Origin of the sequence: Amycolatopsis sp. NPDC005232, assembly GCF_040607795.1 — a bacterium.
Classification (GTDB): Bacteria; Actinomycetota; Actinomycetes; order Mycobacteriales; family Pseudonocardiaceae; genus Amycolatopsis.
Map to the genome: position 1 here is coordinate 69,972 of NZ_JBEXHL010000011.1, position 18,505 is coordinate 88,476.

17 protein-coding genes are annotated in these 18,505 nt (G+C 69.5%); 7 read left to right on the forward strand and 10 right to left on the reverse strand.

What is annotated here, in order from left to right:
* Positions 1 to 132 precede the first annotated feature (132 nt).
* Positions 133 to 465, reverse strand: a complete 333-nt coding sequence (locus ABZU76_RS21805) for a hypothetical protein (RefSeq protein ID WP_354872332.1) — start codon at positions 463 to 465, stop codon at positions 133 to 135.
* A 519-nt stretch (positions 466 to 984) separates the two neighbouring features.
* Between ABZU76_RS21805 and ABZU76_RS21810 the strand changes: the two genes are divergently transcribed.
* The 3 genes from ABZU76_RS21810 (at position 985) to ABZU76_RS21820 (ending at position 4,149) form a co-directional block, all read left to right on the forward strand.
* A complete protein-coding gene (locus tag ABZU76_RS21810; RefSeq protein ID WP_354872335.1) occupies positions 985 to 2,121 on the forward strand; it encodes a metallophosphoesterase in 1,137 nt (378 codons plus the stop codon).
* A 541-nt stretch (positions 2,122 to 2,662) separates the two neighbouring features.
* The gene (locus ABZU76_RS21815; protein ID WP_354872337.1) at positions 2,663 to 3,463 is read left to right on the forward strand and encodes an alpha/beta hydrolase; all 801 of its coding nucleotides are present in this window, start codon (positions 2,663 to 2,665) and stop codon (positions 3,461 to 3,463) included.
* A gap of 32 nt (positions 3,464 to 3,495) precedes the next feature.
* A complete protein-coding gene (locus tag ABZU76_RS21820; protein ID WP_354872339.1) occupies positions 3,496 to 4,149 on the forward strand; it encodes an HAD-IA family hydrolase in 654 nt (217 codons plus the stop codon).
* Here ABZU76_RS21820 and ABZU76_RS21825 read toward each other — a convergent pair.
* Complete coding sequence (locus tag ABZU76_RS21825; protein WP_354872341.1) at positions 4,146 to 4,601, reverse strand: NUDIX domain-containing protein; 456 nt, start codon at positions 4,599 to 4,601, stop codon at positions 4,146 to 4,148. The genes ABZU76_RS21820 and ABZU76_RS21825 overlap by 4 nt on opposite strands.
* Positions 4,602 to 4,712: 111 nt before the next feature.
* Here ABZU76_RS21825 and ABZU76_RS21830 point away from each other — a divergent pair, with 111 nt between their 5' ends.
* Positions 4,713 to 5,180: a DoxX family protein gene (locus ABZU76_RS21830; protein WP_354872344.1), complete on the forward strand. Its 468-nt coding sequence runs from the start codon at positions 4,713 to 4,715 to the stop codon at positions 5,178 to 5,180.
* Here ABZU76_RS21830 and ABZU76_RS21835 read toward each other — a convergent pair.
* The 7 genes from ABZU76_RS21835 to ABZU76_RS21865 form a co-directional block, all read right to left on the reverse strand.
* The gene (locus ABZU76_RS21835) at positions 5,174 to 5,770 is read right to left on the reverse strand and encodes an ATP/GTP-binding protein (RefSeq protein WP_354872347.1); all 597 of its coding nucleotides are present in this window, start codon (positions 5,768 to 5,770) and stop codon (positions 5,174 to 5,176) included. The genes ABZU76_RS21830 and ABZU76_RS21835 overlap by 7 nt on opposite strands.
* Positions 5,751 to 6,122 carry a DUF742 domain-containing protein gene (locus tag ABZU76_RS21840; RefSeq protein WP_220243701.1) on the reverse strand — a complete coding sequence of 124 codons (372 nt, stop codon included), beginning with the start codon at positions 6,120 to 6,122 and terminating at the stop codon, positions 5,751 to 5,753. The genes ABZU76_RS21835 and ABZU76_RS21840 overlap by 20 nt, the downstream gene beginning before the upstream one ends.
* Positions 6,119 to 6,535, reverse strand: a complete 417-nt coding sequence (locus ABZU76_RS21845; protein WP_220243702.1) for a roadblock/LC7 domain-containing protein — start codon at positions 6,533 to 6,535, stop codon at positions 6,119 to 6,121. Before ABZU76_RS21845 ends, ABZU76_RS21840 begins: the two co-directional genes overlap by 4 nt.
* Positions 6,535 to 8,955, reverse strand: a complete 2,421-nt coding sequence (locus ABZU76_RS21850; RefSeq protein ID WP_354872350.1) for a nitrate- and nitrite sensing domain-containing protein — start codon at positions 8,953 to 8,955, stop codon at positions 6,535 to 6,537. The genes ABZU76_RS21845 and ABZU76_RS21850 overlap by 1 nt, the downstream gene beginning before the upstream one ends.
* A 462-nt stretch (positions 8,956 to 9,417) precedes the next feature.
* A complete protein-coding gene (locus ABZU76_RS21855; RefSeq protein WP_354872352.1) occupies positions 9,418 to 9,741 on the reverse strand; it encodes a hypothetical protein in 324 nt (107 codons plus the stop codon).
* Between the two features lie 216 nt (positions 9,742 to 9,957).
* A complete protein-coding gene (gene kynU / locus ABZU76_RS21860) occupies positions 9,958 to 11,124 on the reverse strand; it encodes a kynureninase (RefSeq protein ID WP_354872355.1) in 1,167 nt (388 codons plus the stop codon).
* Positions 11,121 to 11,801 carry a transcriptional regulator gene (locus tag ABZU76_RS21865; protein ID WP_354872358.1) on the reverse strand — a complete coding sequence of 227 codons (681 nt, stop codon included), beginning with the start codon at positions 11,799 to 11,801 and terminating at the stop codon, positions 11,121 to 11,123. Before ABZU76_RS21865 ends, kynU begins: the two co-directional genes overlap by 4 nt.
* A 200-nt stretch (positions 11,802 to 12,001) precedes the next feature.
* Between ABZU76_RS21865 and ABZU76_RS21870 the strand changes: the two genes are divergently transcribed.
* On the forward strand, positions 12,002 to 13,849 hold the full coding sequence (locus ABZU76_RS21870) for a long-chain fatty acid--CoA ligase (RefSeq protein ID WP_354872360.1): 1,848 nt from the start codon (positions 12,002 to 12,004) through the stop codon (positions 13,847 to 13,849).
* A gap of 46 nt (positions 13,850 to 13,895) precedes the next feature.
* On the opposite strand, the gene ABZU76_RS21875 is transcribed toward ABZU76_RS21870, so the two are convergent.
* A complete protein-coding gene (locus ABZU76_RS21875) occupies positions 13,896 to 14,789 on the reverse strand; it encodes an SDR family oxidoreductase (RefSeq protein ID WP_220243707.1) in 894 nt (297 codons plus the stop codon).
* Positions 14,790 to 15,179: 390 nt separating this feature from the next.
* Here ABZU76_RS21875 and ABZU76_RS21880 point away from each other — a divergent pair, with 390 nt between their 5' ends.
* Both ABZU76_RS21880 and ABZU76_RS21885 read left to right on the forward strand, forming a co-directional pair.
* Complete coding sequence (locus ABZU76_RS21880; protein WP_255638396.1) at positions 15,180 to 16,394, forward strand: MFS transporter; 1,215 nt, start codon at positions 15,180 to 15,182, stop codon at positions 16,392 to 16,394.
* Between the two features lie 726 nt (positions 16,395 to 17,120).
* Positions 17,121 to 18,347, forward strand: a complete 1,227-nt coding sequence (locus ABZU76_RS21885; RefSeq protein WP_354872363.1) for a GGDEF domain-containing protein — start codon at positions 17,121 to 17,123, stop codon at positions 18,345 to 18,347.
* The last annotated feature ends 158 nt before the right edge of the window (positions 18,348 to 18,505 follow it).

The following is an 18,505-nucleotide window of genomic DNA, read 5'->3' on the forward strand; positions in this document are numbered from 1 at the left end:
CCCTCCCCGCTGCTCGGCCGGCCCCTCCTGACACCGCACCGGAGCGAGCGATGGCCCGGAATCTGCTCGGTACTCCCGTGTGGACAGTGCGGCCGGGCCCAAGTGTCCACAAGAGAGTGTCCGCGCCAGGACCTAAGTGACCCAGCGCCATTCGTGGCGGCCGGGGGTGAGTATTTCTGTGGCGAGGTGAGCGTGGGTGGCCGAGAGGAAACCGGCGAGATAGGCGAGGCCGGCGGCGGTGATGATGTCGATGGTGCCGTTGCGGAGGGCAGTGAGAGTGGTCGGCAGATGTGACGCGAGGGCGGCGTGAAGAGCCGCGACGGCTTCGGTTTCGGTGTGGGACAGGGCCAGACGGCGGGAGATCTCGGTGGCCGTGTGAGCAGTGGAGGACTTCATGTCAAAAACTGTATCGAACACCTGATCGATAACGCAGTCGCTGAATCGGGTGGTCTCGGCGCGGGTCACTGAATCAGCAGCGGCGACGATCGCGCAGTTGACTCTCACGACTGCCCTGACTCGGCCCACCGACACGGTCCGAGTAGCGGGGTCCTCCGACTCGGCCCGCTCGCCCGCTCGCCCAACCCGGCTCGCTCGACCAAACCGATTCTGTTTGCCAGCTCGGTCAAGCCGAAGCGTTCGACTCGCGGTCCTCCTGCCCGGTTCCGCCAACCGACTCAGCTCGACTCGCCTCGGCTACTGCACTCGGCAGGCCCGGCTCGATTCGGCCCGCCCGGCCGGGCTCCGTTCGACTTCCGGATCCACTGAGCCAAGCCGGCCCCAGGTCGCGGCACGGCCGGCCGGCCTCGGCTCGACTGCCTCGGCTCAGTTCAACTCCGGCTCGGCCACAGGACTCGACCGACCTGATTCGGTCCGACTCGGCCACCTCAGCTCGGCGACTCGAAGCAGCCCTAACAGCCCATTGGGCCGTTAGCTTCAAGAGTCCGGCTACTCTGGGTAGACCATGTCGAAGGGATGGCGACCGTGATGCGTCGGGTTCGTCGGGCGGCCGCCCTGGTTGTTGCGTTGCTGTTGTTGTTCGGGGAGCCCTGGTCGGTGTTCGTGTTGTTGCCGGGGTGGCCGGTGGCGGGGACCGTCGCGGGGACGGTGGTGTTCGCGGGCGCGATGGTGGCGTTCCCGGTGCTGATGTTCCGGGGCCACGGGCCGAGGCAGAGCGATGCGGCGGCGCGGGCCGGGGACGTCATGCTGGGCACCGCCTGGGTGCTGTTCACCTGGAGCGTCCTCGGGCACGTGTTGCGCCTGGCGCTGCTGGTCGCGGGTGTCGACGACCCCGCGCGGCCGCGGATCGTGGCGGCGGCGAGCCTGGCGGCGTCGGTGGTGCTGCTCGTGGTCGGCAACCGGATCGCGATGCGGGTGCCGCCGGTGAGGGAAGTGGACGTGGTGATCCCGCAGCTGGGCGCGGGCGTCGACGGGCTGCGCGTCGCGGTCATCACCGACACGCACTACGGCCCCCTCGACCGCACCAAGTGGTCGGAGAAGCTGGTCGCCGAGGTGAACCGGCTGCAGGCCGACGTCGTCTGCCACGCGGGCGACCTCGCCGACGGGTCGGTCGCCAAGCGCCGCAAGCAGGTCGACCCGCTGGGCGGCGTGCAGGCCGGCCTCGGCCGTTTCTACATCACCGGCAACCACGAGTACTTCGGCGAAGCCCAGGCCTGGCTCGACCACATGGCGAGCCTCGGCTGGGACACCCTCCACAACCGCAGCACCCTCGTCGAACGCGGCGGCGACCGCATCCTCTTCGCCGGCATCGACGACCCCACCGGCGCGGCCTCCGGACTGCCCGGCCACGGCCCCGACCTGCCCGCCGCCCTCGCCGGCGCGGATCCCGACGTCCCCGTCGTTCTCCTCGCCCACCAGCCCAAGCAGGTCAAACAGGCCCGCAAAGCCGGCGTCGACCTGCAGATCTCCGGTCACACCCACGGCGGCCAGATCTGGCCGTTCCACCTGCTCGTCCGCCTCGACCAGCCCACCCTCTCCGGCCTCACGCCCCACGGCCCCCGCACCCAGCTCTACAACAGCCGCGGCTCCGGCTTCTGGGGCCCGCCGTTCCGCGTGTTCGCTCCCAACGAGATCAGCCTCCTCACCCTCCGCCGCGCCGCCTGACCTGGGCGCCACCGACCTTCGACCGCCCGGCCTGACGCGAGCAACGCCAGGCCGGGCGAAGGCTTCGAAGCGACCCGACCAGGCCCGCCGTCGACGACCTCAACCCGGCCACCACGCCTGACCTGAGCACGGCCGACCGACTGGCCTGACGCGAGCAACAGCAGGCCGGGCAAGTGCTTCCACGCGACCAAGCGATCCGCCGCGCCGCCCGACCGGCCCGGCCCCGCTCGCCCAAAACTGGCCTGACCGCAACTCGGCGAGCACGCCTGACCTGAGCACCGCCGACCCGCGACCCCGGCCCGATCACCGACAGGCCCGCGAGAGCTCCGGCGCGGCCACACGCGACCTCGTCACGCTCAACCCCGGCGCACCTTCGCCTGAAATCACCAACGCCGACCCCCACCGCACCTCTTTCAACTCGCCCCACCGACTAATTTTTTTGTCTTGACAACAACAACCATCGGTGGCAGCCTTCTCCCCAAGCGACCAACCGAGGAGTCCCCACCAAGCGCACCATCAACCACTGAAGGAGGCAAAACCCATGCCCACCACCACTTCCGCCGACGGCACCACCCTCGGCTACACCCGCCTCGGCACCGGGCCGTCGCTCGTGCTCGTCGACGGGGCGATGTGTTACCGCGGCTCGACGCCCAACGACGCCATCGCGAAGGAACTCGCCGGCCGCTTCACCGTCTTCACCTTCGACCGCCGCGGCCGGGGCGAAAGCGGGAACACGCTGCCCTACGACGTGGAGCGCGAGGTGGAAGACGTCGCCGCCGTCGTCAAGGAGGCGGGTGGCGAAGCCGGCCTCTTCGGGATCTCCTCGGGAGCCGTGCTCGCGCTCGAAGCAGCACATCGCGGGGTGCCGACGAACAGACTCGCCGTGTACGAGCCGCCGTTCGTCGTCGACGGGTCGCGCAAGCCTCTCGAACGCGACTACACCGAGAAGCTCGAGCAGGCCGTCAAGGACGACAACCGAGCGGAAGCCGTCCGCCTCTTCATGCGCGTCGGTGTCGAACTGCCCGCCCCGATGGTCGCGATGATGCGCCTCATGCCCGCGTGGCCGAAGCTCAAGCGCGTGGCCCACACACTCCCCTACGACAACGCGGTGATGGACGGCAACCAAGCCGGCCGGCCGCTCCCCGAAGGACGCTGGTCAGGCATCGCCGCGCCCACACTGGTCATCGACGGCGGCAAGAGTCCCCAGTGGATGCGCGCCGGCGTCTCGCAACTCGCCCGGACGCTGCCAGGTGCCACCTACCGCACTCTCCCGGGCCAGACCCACCTCGTGAAGGCCAAGGCGCTCGCCCCCGTGCTTGCGGAGTTCTTCACACCTCGCTGACACCGCGAACGGCCGTACGGCAAGCTGACCGGGTGGCCACGCGAGCGCTGATCTTCGACTTCGACGGAACGCTGGCCGACACGGAAGCCGCGGTGCTGCAGTCGTGGCAGGAGATGTTCCGCGACCACGGCACGGAGCTCCCGCTGGAGGTCTGGCACACGGTGATCGGCACGCAGAACACGGCCGCCACGATGTTCGAGCTGCTGGCCGAGCGCGTCGCGAACATCGACCCCGAGCAGCTGCGCCCGGGGATGCGCGCCCGCGTCCACCAGCTGCTGGAAGCCGAAGGCCCGCGCGAGGGCGTGCTCGGCTACCTCGACGAGGCCGCGAGCCGGAACCTCAAGCTCGGCGTCGCGTCCAGCTCGTCGGGCACCTGGGTCCACGGTCAGCTCGCCCGCCTCGGCCTCGCCGAACGGTTCGGGTCCGTCGAGACCGGCGACCGCCACGCCGCCAAACCGCGCCCCGACACCTATCTCGCCGCGCTGGCCACGCTCGACGTCCCGGCCGACCAAGCAATCGCCTTCGAGGACTCGCCCCACGGCGTGAGCGCCGCGAAGGCCGCGGGCATCCCGACAGTCGCCGTGCCGAACGCCATCACCACCGTGCTCGACTTCGGTCACGCCGACCTGGTGCTGCCGTCGTTCACGGCCAAACCGCTGGCCGAGGTCCTCGATCTCCTGGGCTAGGCCACTTCGGACAGCCGGTCGAGGAACGCCCGCTGCCCCTTCACGAGCTTCACCCGCGCGTCGTCCAGCCCGAACCACTCGACGCGGTCCACCTCCGGGAACTCCTGCTTGCGCCCCGAGCGTGGTGGCCATTCCAGCTCGAACGTCCCCGGCACGACCGCCGCCGGGTCCAGGTCCGCCTCCACAGCCCACGCCGTGACGACCTTCCCCGACTGCCGAACGTCACCCAGCGCGAGCCACTCGCCGTCGGGCGCGGGCAGGCCGAGCTCCTCCGCGAACTCGCGCCGCGCGGCGGCCACCGGCTCCTCGCCGTCCTCGAGCTCGCCCTTGGGCAGCGACCACGCGGCCTCGTCCTTCTTCGCCCAGAACGGCCCGCCCATGTGCGCGAGCAGCACCTCGACCTCGTCGCGCCGGCGGAAGAGCAGCAGCCCGGCGCTGTGTTTGGCAGCCATCGCGACAGTCTGCCGGAACCCGTCCGAAAAAAGTTTCCGCACCCGTGTCGATCCGCGTCGAGCCCGCTCGACGCATCGGCAAAAGGGAAAACACTCGGAGGGAACCGGAAAATGACCACCATCACCCGCACCCAGGCCACCCCGTCCACCGCGTCGGCCACGAAGCCGCAGCTCCTCGAGCGCGTCCGCCCGGTCGTGCTGGCCCTGTTCCGGGTCGTCACGTCGGCCCTGTTCCTGATCCACGGCCTGGCCGGCTTCGGCTTCTTCGGCGGCATCGACGGACAGGGCGGGGCGGTGCCGTTCGGCAGTTTCCCCGGCTTCTGGGCCAGCGCGATCGAAGTGGTCGGCGCCGTGCTGATCCTGCTGGGCGTGGCGACGCGACCGGCCGCGATCGTGCTGTCCGGCGTGATGGCCTACGCCTACTTCACCGTCCACGCGCCCATGGGCCTGCTGCCGATGCAGAACATGGGCGAGCCGGCCGCGCTGTACTCATGGATCTTCCTGACGATCGCCGTCACCGGTCCGGGCGCATTCGCCCTGGGCAACCTGCGCAACCGGGCCAAGAAGGCCCGTCAGTAGCCCGCGACCGCCAGGTCGTTGTACTTCATCACGTGCTCCATGAGGATCGTCAGCACCTGTTTGGTGGACTCCCGCTCACGGGCGTCGCACAGCAAGAGGGGAACGTCCGGGTCGAGGTCCAACGCGGCCCGGACCTCTTCCGTGCCGTAGCGGTACGCGCCGTCGAAGCAGTTCACGCCCACGATGAACGGCAGGCCGCGCCGCTCGAAGAAGTCCACCGCGGCGAAGCACGATTCCAGCCGCCGCGTATCGGCCAGCACCACGGCACCCAGCGCGCCCTCGGCCAGCTCGTCCCACATGAACCAGAACCGGTCCTGCCCTGGCGTGCCGAACAGGTACAGGATCAGCTCGGGGTTGATGGTGATGCGGCCGAAGTCCAGCGCGACCGTGGTGGTGGTCTTCTGTTCCACGCCCGAGAGGTCGTCGACGCCTTCGGAAGCGGTGGTGATCACCTCTTCCGTGCGCAGCGGGGGGACCTCGCTGACCGACCCGACCATCGTGGTCTTGCCGACCCCGAACCCGCCTGCGATCAGCAACTTGACCGCGGTCGCGGTCAGCGCTCGCCGGGGTTCAGAGTTTCCGGATGCCATCGAGAACCGCCTGGAGTACGTGTTTGTTCGGGGCTTCGGTCGGTGGTGCAGCGGTGCGGAACAGCACCAGGTTCTGCTCGATCAGATCACTGAGCAGAACCTTGACCACAGGCAGGGGCAGGTCCACGCGCGCGGCCACCTCGGCGACCGACGTCGGTTTCTGGCACAGGCTCAGGATCTGCGCGTACTCCGGCTCGATCGCGGCCACCTCACGCGCGGTGCGCATGGCGACCACCAGCGTGATCAGGTCCAGCCCGAGCGTGTCCGAGCGGGTGCGCCCGCCCGTGACGGCGTAGGAGCGGACCAGCGGTCCGGCCTCGTCGTCGAACCAGGACTCGTGCCGGCCGCTCATGGCGAGGTCCGCTGGACCACTCCGGCCCGCGGTGCCGCCGTGAGCACCGCGCCGACCCGCTTGACCATCAGGTTCATCTCGTACGCCACGAGTCCCATGTCCGCGTCGGCGCTCGCCAGCAGCGCGAGGCACGCGCCGCGGCCGGCGGCCGTCACGAAGAGGAACGCGTGGTCCATCTCCACCATCGTCTGCCGCACGTTGCCGCCGCCGAAGTGACGTCCGGTGCCCCTCGCGAGGCTCTGGAACGCCGAAGCGACGGCCGACAGGTGCTCACCGTCCTCTTCGGACAGGTTGCTCGACCGGCCGATCAGCAGCCCGTCGGAAGAAAGCACCACTGCCCGCTCGGCACCGGCGACCCGCTTGACGAGGTCGTCGAGCAACCAGTCGAGCTCGTTGACGCCGTTGTTGGCCATCAGTCGCGATCTCCGTACCTGTTGTCGTCGTAGTCGACTTCCGTCTCCCGAGCGCGCCGGGTGCCCTGCTGGAACGCCGTGAGGCGGTTGCGGGCGAGTTCCGGCGTGTCCTCCCGGGCGTCTTGGAGCTCGTGCGCCGGACGGTCCTCGCGCAGCTGGGGCACGAGGTTCTGCTGACGCCGGCGCTGAGGCAGCGCCGGGCGTCCGGGTGCTTCCGGCCGGTGCGGCTGCTGGGGGCGGCCGTTCTCCGGCGCCGGCCGCGGCTCGTGCGCGGGCCACGCCGGCTGGGGCGGGCGAGGCGGGCGGGCGGCACGCGGCGGAGCGGGCTGCTCGACCGGCGGCGCGGGCGGTTCGTACGCGGGCTGTTCCACCGCCGCGACCGGAGCCGCTTCGGGACGCAACCGGGCCGCCCGCCGGCCGACGCGGCTCATGCGCACCGGGTCCTGAACCGGCCGCTCGGGCACCGGCGCCGGGGCCTGATCCTCGGCGACGTCCGGCGCCGCCTCGGCCAGCGGGGCCAGCAGATCCCTGCGCACCAGCACGATCGCGCGTGTGCCGCCGTAGGCCGACTCCCGCAGGTGCACGGAGATGCCGTGGCGCGACGCGAGCCGCGCGACCACGAACAGGCCCAGCCGGGGCTCGTCCGACAGCGCCATGATCCCGAAGTCCGGCGGGTCGGCGAGCATCGCGTTGAACTCGTCCGCCTGCTCCTTCTCCAGCCCGAGGCCCTGGTCCTCGACCTCGATCACCACGCCCTTGCCGACGATGTTGCCGCGCAGCTCGACGCGCGCCTCGGGCGGCGAGAACGACGTCGCGTTGTCGATCAGCTCCGCCAGCAGGTGCACGAGGTCGCCGACCACCGGACCGCGCACGGCGATCGACGGCAGCGCGGCCGTCTTCACGCGCGAGAAGTCTTCGGTCTCGGCCGCCGCGCCCCGCACCAGCTCCGCCAGGCCGACGGGGTTGCGCCACTGCCGGCCGGGCTGGCCGCCGCCGAGGATGATCAGGTTCTCGGCGTTGCGACGGGCGCGCGTGGACAGGTGGTCGAGCTGGAAGAGCGTGTCCAACTGGTCCGGGTCCTCCTGCTTGCGCTCGGCCGCGTCGAGCACCTTCAGCTGCCGGTGCACGATGACCTGGCTGCGGTGGGCGATGTTGAGGAACACCGTCTTGGTGCCCTCCCTCGTCTTCGCCTCTTCGACCGCGGCGGCGATGGCCGCCTGCTGCGCCTTGTTGAACGCCTCGGCGACCTCGCCGATCTCGTCGTCACCGTGGTCGAGGAAGTGCCCGCCCTCCTCGAGGTCCACGGGCTCGCCCGCCCGCACGCGCTCCACCAGCTCCGGCAGCCGCACCTCGGCCGCGTCGAGCGTGTCCTCCCGCAGCCGCGCGAGGCGCGCGATGAACCGGCGCGACAGGCGCAGCGCGATGAGCACCACGATGATCGCGATGAGCACCGCGGCGGCGCCGGCGATGATCGAGTTGGTGAGCGTGGTGTCGGCGTCGGCGATCGCCGCGTTGGTGGCGGCCGCGCTCTGCGTCACGAACATCGTCATCAACGTGGTGGCGACCTGGTGCGCGGCGTCGCGCCACTGCTGCTGCGGCACGGGCAGCTGCTTTTCGCCCGCCAGGAACGCGTTTTCGACCTGCGTGACGGTGCGCCAGTCCGGTCCGGCCACGAGCTTGTCGTAGCTCGCGCGCACCTGCGGCAGCATCTGCGGCACGGACTGTTCCAGCTGCGCGTGATACGCGCCGATCTGCCCGATGTACGCGCGCTGCTCGTCGCCGTTCAGGCCGCCCGAGGCGAGCCCGGCCGCCGACAGGGCGTCGCTGCGCTGCATCTCCTCGGCGGCGTTGAAGATCGGGATCGCCGACAGGCGCGCGAACGCGTTCTCCGCACCTCGCGCGGCCTGCGCGAGCCCGGCGACGCCCTGCGTGAACTGGTCGATGATCTGGTTGTAGAAGGTGAACGTCTGCAGCAGCGGCAGCTGCCCCGCGTCCACCTGCTGACGCACCTGCGGCACCTTCGCGTACAGCCCGGCGAACGTGGCGATGTTCTGCTTCACGCTCGCGGGCACGGTGTCGTCGTCGGCGAAGTTGCCTTCGAGGATCGAGCTGATCTGCGCGGCCGCCGCGTCGGTCTTCGGCCGCGCGGCCTGCAGCGCCTGACGCGCGCCGCTCTGCCCGGCCAGCAGGCTCATCGACAGCTGCCGCTCCTGCTCGGCGGCGACGATGAACGGGATGCCCGGGCCTTCCGAACTGCGGATCTTCCGCGCGTAGTCGCGCGCCTGCAGCGCGTCGGTGATCAGGTAGCCGGCCAGCGCGACGCCGACGAGCAGGAGAGCGAGACTCGGAATCAACGCGATCGCGAGCACGCGTGATCGAATCGACGAGCCGCGGTTGCGACGAACAGAATTCTGCTTCACCGTGGTCCGTTTTCCTTCCGGCAGTACAAGGTATTCGGGTCTCCCAGGGTTTTCTCACCCGGTTCCGACCAGCCGGATCAACTCACCGTGGTCCATCGCCCGCGACGACGTTAGGCAGGCCGGGCAGCAACGTCAAGTCCGGATGCGAATCCAGGTCACGTTCCCGTGATCCACTCACAACTTCCCGCAGTACTTTGGAAAATCTGCCACGAGAAGGGTGAGCTTGGTCGCACGAGTAATGGGCCGGACGGCGGTGCCGCCGCGACCTGCAACGCGCTATCGGCGAGGTGATCGACATATGGGGAACACCGAAATCATTCGGTGAGGTCCATCACGGAAGGCACGGACAGTCCGTGACGGTCACCTTACGCGCGGCCGTGAACTCCACGCGAGGACGAAAAGGCGTGAAATGGACTACACCGGCCGCGGAATCGCTGTTCGCACCGGCGCGATTACCACTTTTCAGCGCCGAACGCCGTTCGGACTCGAGTCGCCGTCGCGGTGCAGGATGAGCCGCGGCACGTCGGGCCAGTCGGGGTCGTCTTCGTGGTCGGCCCGGCGAGCGGAAACGCCGCGCCGGCCTCGGCGGAGGAGGTCGTGCAGCATCTCCCGGCACGCCCACCCGAGCACGGCCACGGAGCAGACCAGCACCAGCACGAGTGCCGACTCCACCGGGAAGCGCACGAACAGGTCGCCGAATTCGGCGAGCAGAATTCCGATGATCACCCCGACCAGGAGTGTGCCGACATACGAAATCGGCACCTCCCGAACCCGTGCACCGGCCATCGCCGCCCCCTTCGCCCGGCAACCGCGCCGACGTTTCCCGTGCCGCACGAGCACGGGATCGCGCCGTCCGCGGTGCGCCCACCAGCGGAAAAGCAGGGTCCGATCATAGCGGGCAACCACGCGAAACTGTCCCGGTCGCTCACCCGAAGGGGCTATTCGTGGATCCATTCAGCCACGAAAACCGCGATTTTCCGTGAATTCAGTTCGCCTTTTCGTTCAGCTCAGCTCATGCAACGCCGTGACTGCGCGCAGCACTTCCTCGTACCTCGTGTAGAGCGGCGCGAGCCCGAACCGCAGCACGTCGGGCGGACGGAAATCGCCGAGCACGCCGCGTTCGTGCAACGCCGCCATGGTCCGTGGCGCGTCCGGCACCCGCACTGAAATCTGGTGGCCGCGCGCGTGGTCGCGCGGCGTCGGCACGTCGGCGCCGGGCAGCAGTTCGTCGAGGCAGCGCAGGAAGAAATCGCCCAGTGCCAAGCCTTTCGCCCGCAACACGGCAAGATCGACGTCGTCCCACACGTCCAGTGCGGCGTCGAGCGCGAGCAGCGACAGGATGTCCGGAGTGCCCGCGCGCGCCCGCGAAATCCCCGCGCCCGCGCGGTAGCCGGCCTCCATCGCGAACGGGTCGGCGTGCCCGGCCCAGCCCGCGAGCGGTTGGTCGAACGACTCCTGCAGCCGGCTCGCGACGTAGACGAACGCGGGCGCGCCCGGCCCGCCGTTGAGGAACTTGTAGGTGCAGCCCACCGCGTAGTCGACCTCGTGCTCATCGAGCCGCACCTCGATCGCGCCGACGCTGTGGCAGAGGTCCCAGACCACGGCGGCGCCGGCCGCGTGCGCGGCGGCGGTGATCGCGCCCATGTCGTGCAGCCGGCCCGACACGTAGTCGACGTGGTTCACGAGCACCGCCGCCGTCGCCTCACCGCACGCGGCGGGCAGCTCGGCAACCGGCACGCGCCGCACGGCGTGTCCGGTGAGGCGCCCGACCTGCTCGGTGACGTAGCCGTCGGTCGGGAACGTCGCGGCGTCGAGCAGGATCTCGCCGCGGCCCGGGTTCACGCGCACGGCGGCGACGAGCACCTTGAACAGGTCGACACTCGTCGAGTCGGCGACCACGACCTGCCCGGGCGCCGCGCCGACGAGCGGCGCGATGCGCATCCCGACCCGCTCCGGCGCGTCCCACCAGCCGTCGGTCCACGACCGGATCAGCCGGCCGCCCCATTGCTCGCGGACCACGTCGGCGAGCCGCTGCGCGACGTGCCTCGGCGGTGCGCCGAGAGAATTGCCGTCGAAGTACGCGACGGCCGGGTCCAGGTCGAACTCCGCGCGCTTGGCGGCCAGCGGGTCGGCGGCGTCGAGCTCGGCCGCTTCTTCGGCCAGGGTCATACCGGGAACTCGTCGGCGAGGGTGTCCCAGAACATCAGCTCGTAGCTCTGGAACAACCGGGCGTACGTCCGCGCGCGATCCTCGTCGAGCCGCCCGGCGTCGAGCCCGGCCTGGATCGCGGCAAGCGCCTGCTCTTCGATTTCCGGGACGTCGGCGGCGAAGAAGTCGAAGAACGCGCACGCGTCGTCGGAGAAGCCGCCGTCCTCAAAACAGTAGTGCTCACGAATCCCCGCGGCGATGGCAGCGCAGTACCGGCCCCACGCGGCGAAGTTCGCGAAGATCGCGACGGCGACTTCAGCCGCTTCGCCATTCAGCGCCAGCCAAGCGAAGTACGCCGGATATGCCTGACAACCCGCACGCGGCAACTCGGTACCCGGATCATCTCCGGCCGCGGCCGCCAACGCGTCGAGCTTGCCCAGCGCGAGCTGCTCCCCCGGCGCGAGGCCACCGAAGAACTCGCGCGCCCGCGGTTCGTCGGCACGGGCGGCCAGCGCGTGGAAGCTGCGCCAGTCGCTGCGCACAATCCACCGCTCCTCGGCGGCGATCGCGGCGAACACCTCCCGCGGCGCACGGCCGGACACGACGAGCGGCACGAGCCGGTTGTCGTCGTCGCGCGGCGCGAGCTCGCGCTGGATCGCACTCAGCAGTTCACGAGCGGACTGATCACGAGCGGGCACAGGCTCTCCTTCGGAGGGGGCTTCCATTCAAGCAGGATCCGCTGAAGTGGATCTTTTCCTCGAGGCGTGAGGAATAGACCGTTTTGCGTAGTTCACGGTCAGGTCCACGCAGGCACGCGGAGTGGCCGCGATTCTCTATCCACACCGGCCGGGAGCCCCTACAGTGGTCGGTCATCCGCACCACTGGAGGAGGGCCAGCGTTGACCACCCCGCAGTCCGCAGCCGCACAGGCCGAGGGTCAGACGATCCCCCGCCTGCTGCACCACAACGCCACCGAGTACGGCGAACACCCCGCCGTCACCTCGCTCGACCTCGAGGGTCACCCGACGCTGAGCTGGAGCGAGTTCCGCACCGCGATCGCCGAGTTCTCACGCGGCCTGGCCGGGCTCGGCCTCGGCAAGCGCGACCGCATGCTGATCATGGCCGCGAGCAGTCCCGACCACCTGGTCGCCGACCTCGCCGCCGTGCACCTGGCCGCGATCCCGTGCACCGCATACGCGACGCTGAGTCCGGACCAGATCCGTTACGTCGCCCGCCACAGCGCTGCGCCCGTGGTCGTCCTCGGCGGCGCGGGTGAGCTGGAGCGCTGGCTGCCGGTGCTCGACGATCTCCCCGCACTGCGCCACATCGTCGTGATGGACGAGGCCGCCATCCCGGCCGGCGACGAACGGTTCGTTTCGTTCGCGGAAGTGCGCGAGACCGGACGCGCGACGCTCGCCGAAGACCCCGCCGCGTTCGAAGCCGAGTGGCAGGCGATCCAGCCGGACGACCCGCTCGCGATGATCTACACCTCCGGCACCACCGGCGACCCCAAGGGTGTCGTGCTGTCGCACCGCAACGCCGTCCACGAAGGACTCGCGGTGCAGAACCTGCACGACGCGCCCATGCACGCCAAGAACATCGCCTACCTGCCGCTGGCGCACATCGCCGAGCGTGAGCTGTCGATCTACCTGCCGCTGCTGTGGGCGGGCCACGTGCACACCGTCGCCGACGCCGCCGGTGTCGTCGCCGCGCTCGGGCAAGTGCACCCGGAGAGCTTCTTCGGCGTGCCGCGCGTGTGGGAAAAGATGGTGGCGGGCATGAAGAACATGCTCGGCGGCGTACCCGAGGACCGGCGCGAGGCGCTGCTCTCGGCCAACGCCCTGCTACAGGAGGGCTACAAGCTGCGCTCCGACGGCAAGGAGGTGCCGGCCGAGCTCGCCGAGCGCATCGCGAAGACCGACGAAACCGTGCTCGCCCCCGTGCGCGCGCTGCTCGGTCTGGACAAGGTGCTCGTCGCCTCCAGCGGTGCGGCGGCCCTGCCGGTGGAGGTCCTGTACTTCATCGCCGGCCTCGGCGTGGAGATCCAGGAGGTCTGGGGCCTGTCCGAGACGACCGGCGCCGCCACGTCGAACAGCGCCGGCGGCTTCCGCGCGGGCACCGTCGGCAAGCCGCTCGAGGGCGTCGAGGTGAAGGTGGCCGAAGACGGCGAGCTGCTCGTGCGCGGCCCCATCGTGTTCCTCGGCTACCTGCAGGAAGACGGTTCCATCGCCGATGCCACCGACGCCGACGGCTGGTACGCCACCGGCGACATCGGCACCATCGACGAAGACGGTTTCGTGCGGATCACCGACCGCAAGAAGGAACTGATCATCACCTCGAGCGGCAAGAACATCGCCCCCACCCACATCGAGGGCCTGCTCAAGGAACACCCGCTCATCGGCCAGGCCGTCGCCATCGGCGATGACCGCCCGTACGTCACCGCCCTGATCGTCCTCGACGACGAGATCGCCCCCGGCTGGGCCTCGGCCCACGGCATCGAGGCGTCCGGCATCGACGAGCTGGCTGCCCACGACCAGGTGCTCGCCGAGATCGAACGCGCGGTGGAATCCGCCAACAGCCGCCTGGCGCGCATCGAGCAGATCAAGCGCTACCACCTGATCACACAGGCGTGGACGCCCGAAACCGGCGAGCTCACGCCCACGCTGAAACTCAAGCGCCGCGTCATCAACGAGCGCTACGACGCCGCGATCAAGGACCTCTACACCGCCACCACCCCGGCGTCCTGATCGCCGGCCCCGGGCGGTTCGGATGAGCACCGCCCGGGGTGGGTCGTCAGGCGATCCGGCTGCTGTCCGTCCACTTTCTCAACCGCGGCGGCACCCGCTTCTCGAGCCCGTAGTTCTCCAGATGCGCCGAAAACACCTCGTCAAAGGCGTTCTGCACCGTCTCCGTGTCCCACACCTGCCGCTCGAGGATCGGCTGCTTCAGGAACGGCTGCCCCATCACATGCAGCTGCGGCCCGTTGCACCGGATCATCTGCCCGGTGATCCCCGCCGACCCATCCCCGAGCAGGAACAACACCACCGGCGCGATCCGGGACGGCGTCCGCTCCGGCGGACAAGCCCGCAACGCCCGCTCCGACTTCCACACCATCCGCGTGTGCGCCACCGGGCACACCGCGTTGGCCCGGATCCCGTGCTCCTCCAGATCCAGGGCCCACGAATACGTCAACGAAGCAACCGCGCCCTTCGAAGCCGCGTACACGCCGAGCTTGCGCTGCCCCAGCGAAGCGCCCGACGAAATATTCACGATGGACCCGTGAATCCCCCCGGCGACCATCGCCTTGATCGCCGCCAGCCCCGTGTACATCACACCCAGGACGTTGACCTCGACCAGCTCCCTGGCCTGGTCGACGTTGTCGTCCCACGGCAGGGACTCGTAGTTGAGCCCGGCGTTGTTGACCAGGCCGTCGATCCGCCCGAACTCGCCCACGCACAGGTCCACGATCGCCTGGGCCTGTGCCGGGTCGGCCACGCTGTGTCCACTCGCGACGGCCCGGCCGCCGTGCTGCCGGATCGTCTCGGCCGTGCGCTCGGCGAGCCCGGCGTCGACGTCGTTGACCACCACGGCCCCGCCCGCGCGGGCCACGTGCACGGCGAACGCCTCACCGAGTCCCCGGCCGGCGCCTGTGACGACCACGGCCTTGTCCTGCATGAGCCTGTCCATAACCCTCTCCCCACTCCCAGGCACCGGCGGGGCGAGGGGTCGCTCCGCCGGGCTCATTTCCAGTGTTGGGCCATTCGGCACGGGATACAGGGCGACGGCGACGAACGGTGTCCGTCCTGCGACGAGCGAGTCACGCACGATCAGTCCTCCGGTACCTCCGGACTGGTCAGCACCGACCGGGAATGGGTTCCGCCCGGCCTGGTCGGGGCCCCCTTGAACAGCCCAACCCGGGAGAACGCTGGTTCTACTGTTCGCCCGCGCGTAATCAGCGGCATACTGATTGTTGTCCCGCTGCCGGGACCTGTGACTCCCTCGGGGTCGCCGTCACAGCCCAGGCAGAATGCCCACCGGACACGTTCACCCGATCGGGGAGGGGGAAGTGGTCACCCTGTGACGACCCACGCCACGCCACGGCTGACGGCACCACTGCGGAACGTCGAGTACCGCGTTCTGTGGGCGGCCGAGGCCATTTCGAGCGCGGGCGACCAGCTGGCGAAGGTAGCGCTCGCCATCCTCGTCTACAACCGCACCGGCTCGGCCCTCTGGGCCGCCGTCGTCTACGCCCTCACGTTCCTCCCCGCGCTGGCGGGCGGGCTCGGGCTGTCCTTCCTCGCCGACCGCTACCGGCGGCGCGCGGTGCTGAGCGTGAGCGCCGCGGTGCAGGCGGTGCTCGTGGGGCTGATGAGCCTGCCGGGCATGCCACTGGCCGTGCTGTGCAGCCTGCTCGTGGCCGTGCAGCTGGCCGCATCACCCGCCAACGCCGCGCAGAACGCCATCACGCGCGAAGTGTTCACCGACGACGAGATCTACCTGCGCAGCCAGGACCTGCGCGGGATCACCACCAACACGGTGATGCTGGTGGGGCTCGCGGGCGGCGGCCTCCTGGTGACGTTCGTGGGCACGTCGTGGGCGCTGGCGATCGACGCCGTGAGCTTCGCCGTTGCCTCGCTCATCGTGCGCGTGTGGGTGCACGATCGCCCGGCCGCGGGCGGCGAGCAGACGACGTGGTTCGGGGCCACGCGGTTCGTGTTCGGACAGCGCAGGCTGCGGGTGCTGATCGCGCTGTCGTGGCTGGTCGGGCTCGCGGTGGTCCCCGAAGGGCTCGCGGCTCCGCTGGCGGAGCAGCTCGGCGCGTCGTCCACGGCCGTCGGCTGGCTGCTGGCTGCCGACCCGCTGGGGTTCGTGGCCGGTGCCTACTTGCTCTCGAAGTTCGCGTCCGCCCAGGTCAGGCTGCGTCTGCTGGGCATCCTCGCGACGACGTCGCTGGCCCTGCTCGCACTGTTCCTGCTCCAGCCGAACCTGGCGCTGGCTCTCGTGCTCCTCGCACTGGCGGGTGCGATGGGCGCGTACATCATCACGGTCACCGCGACGTTCGCCACCTGGGTGCCGAACGAGCTGCGCGGCGGCGCCGGAGGGCTCTACCGCACCGGGCTGCGGGTCGCGCAGGGAGTCGGGGTCGCACTGGGTGGGGTGGTCGCCCAGGTGACCGGGTCCGCGGTCACCGCCATCGCGCTCGCCGGTCTGCTCGGCGTGGCGCTGGCCATCCCCACCGCCTTCTCATGGACCCGGGTGCGGCACGCGGTCGCAGCCGATACCGGGCTCTGAGTCGTGGCCGGCTCGTTCACCGGCCGGGGCGATCCGGTTCTGACCACCGGATCGAAGTCTCGGGGTGCGTCTTGTTCTCAGGCTTCGCGGTCACGCATCGCGACTCTCCTTTGCTCTCGCTGTCACGAACTCTTGGTTGCCGGTCACCGGAATCACGCCTCGCGGTCACGCACGGTCGGACACCTCCTCGAACTGAGTGCACTGACAATTTCCGGGCAAACAGACAAGAACGATTCAGGCTTCGCGGTCGCGCATCGGGAAAACACCTCCTGGAGGGCACGGCTCAGCGACTGGCGTTGCAATTCGCATTCAGGGTTCACCAGCCATCGGGGGAAGGCACCTCCGGGTAAGAGGCACACGGTTGGACGGAACACGAATTCAGCCCTCGCGGAGGGCCCACCGCCGGGAAGTCGGTGAGTGCGATGATACCGGTAAGCGATAACAGCACCACAGTGGATACCACCAGACCCGCATCACCCGAGAGACCGGAGGAGGCCGAGCCCGATGCCCGAGAACGGACACGCGCACGGTGAACCGACGGACTCCAATCACGGGGTACCCACACCCTCCCATGATCACGCGCCGAAGTCCCAAGATTCTTCCGGGGATGCACACAGTGATACACAAAAAGCAACCGCGCGATCGCAGGGTGTCGGCAAACGGCTCGGTGAGTTGATTTCCGGCAATCCCGTGCGGTCGTGGGATCTGTGGACCAAGCCGCGGCCGATGATCGTTTTCCTGCTTTCGTGGGAAGCGCTTGCCGTCGGCCTGCTGACGTACGGGATCGTCACCGGCGGGCCCACCACGGCCCTGGACTGGGCCCGATTCGGCATCCTCGCCGTGTGCGCCACGGTGCACATCCAGCTCACGCGCCGGCAGGAGGAGCGACGGCGCAACCGCGTGACGGCCGTCCACATCGACCTGTCGGGGATCTGGGTGTTCCCCGGCGCACTGCTGCTGCCGATCCACTTGACACTGCTGCTGATCGTCATCGTCCGCGGGCAGCGGTGGTTCAACTCGCGGCGGCCTCCGCACAAGTTCGTGTTCACCTCGTTCACGCACGCCGTGTCGGCCTTGGCGGCGCACCAGCTCTACCAGACTTTCGCCTCGGCGGAGCTCGAGAACCTCTCCCCGGGCAATTCACTGAGGCTCTTCGGCATCCTCATGCTGGTCGGCTTTTGTTACGCGGCACTGCAGGCGATCGTCATCGGCAGCTTGCTCGCACTGGGCGGAACTTCCGCCCCGACGCTGAGCAACGTGCTGGGCACCAAGGATGACAACCTGCTGGAGCTCTCGACCATCGGTCTCGGCACGATCGCCACGATCCTCCTGGTGAACTTCCCGCCGGCGATCGTGATCCTGGTGCTCATCACCGTGCTGGGCAACCGGCTCGCCGAGATCAACCAGCTGCAGTCCGAGGCGCGCACGGACCCGAAGACCGGCATCTTCAACGTGCGCGGGTGGTCCGAATCAGCCGACCGCGCCTTGACGCGAGCCGCGCGCAACAACGAAATGCTGGCGCTGCTGATGATCGATCTGGACCATTTCAAGTGGATCAACGACACCTACGGCCACCCCGCGGGCGACGACGTCCTGCGCACCGTGGCCCAGACCTTGGACGACATCACGCGCCCCAGGGACATCATCGGCCGCTTCGGCGGCGAGGAATTCCTGATCCTGCTGCCGGACGTGGACCAAACGGCCGCCAAGGTCGCGGCCGAACGGATCCGTCTCGCGATCGCCGAACAGCAGATCGTAACCACCGACAAACGCGGCGGGCGCGCCCGCATCACCGGTCGGACCACCTCGATCGGAGTGGCACTGCTCGGGCCGAACGGATCGACGGTGGAACAGTTGCTTCACGCGGCCGACGCCGCCGTGTATGCCGCGAAGGAAGGCGGCCGGAATCAAGTCCGGTTCGCCGACGCGGATCCGCCGCCGCGCGTGGCCTGAGCGAAATCGCCCCGCCACCAATTGCGATTAATCGCGTTGGACCGGCTAGCTCTCGAAAACGGCGGGCAAATTCAGCCGGAGCTTGCTCTCCGTGACTGGAAGTCGCAAAAAGGGGACTGTGATGCAATTCACTACCCCCTGAAATGTGGTGCCCGGCC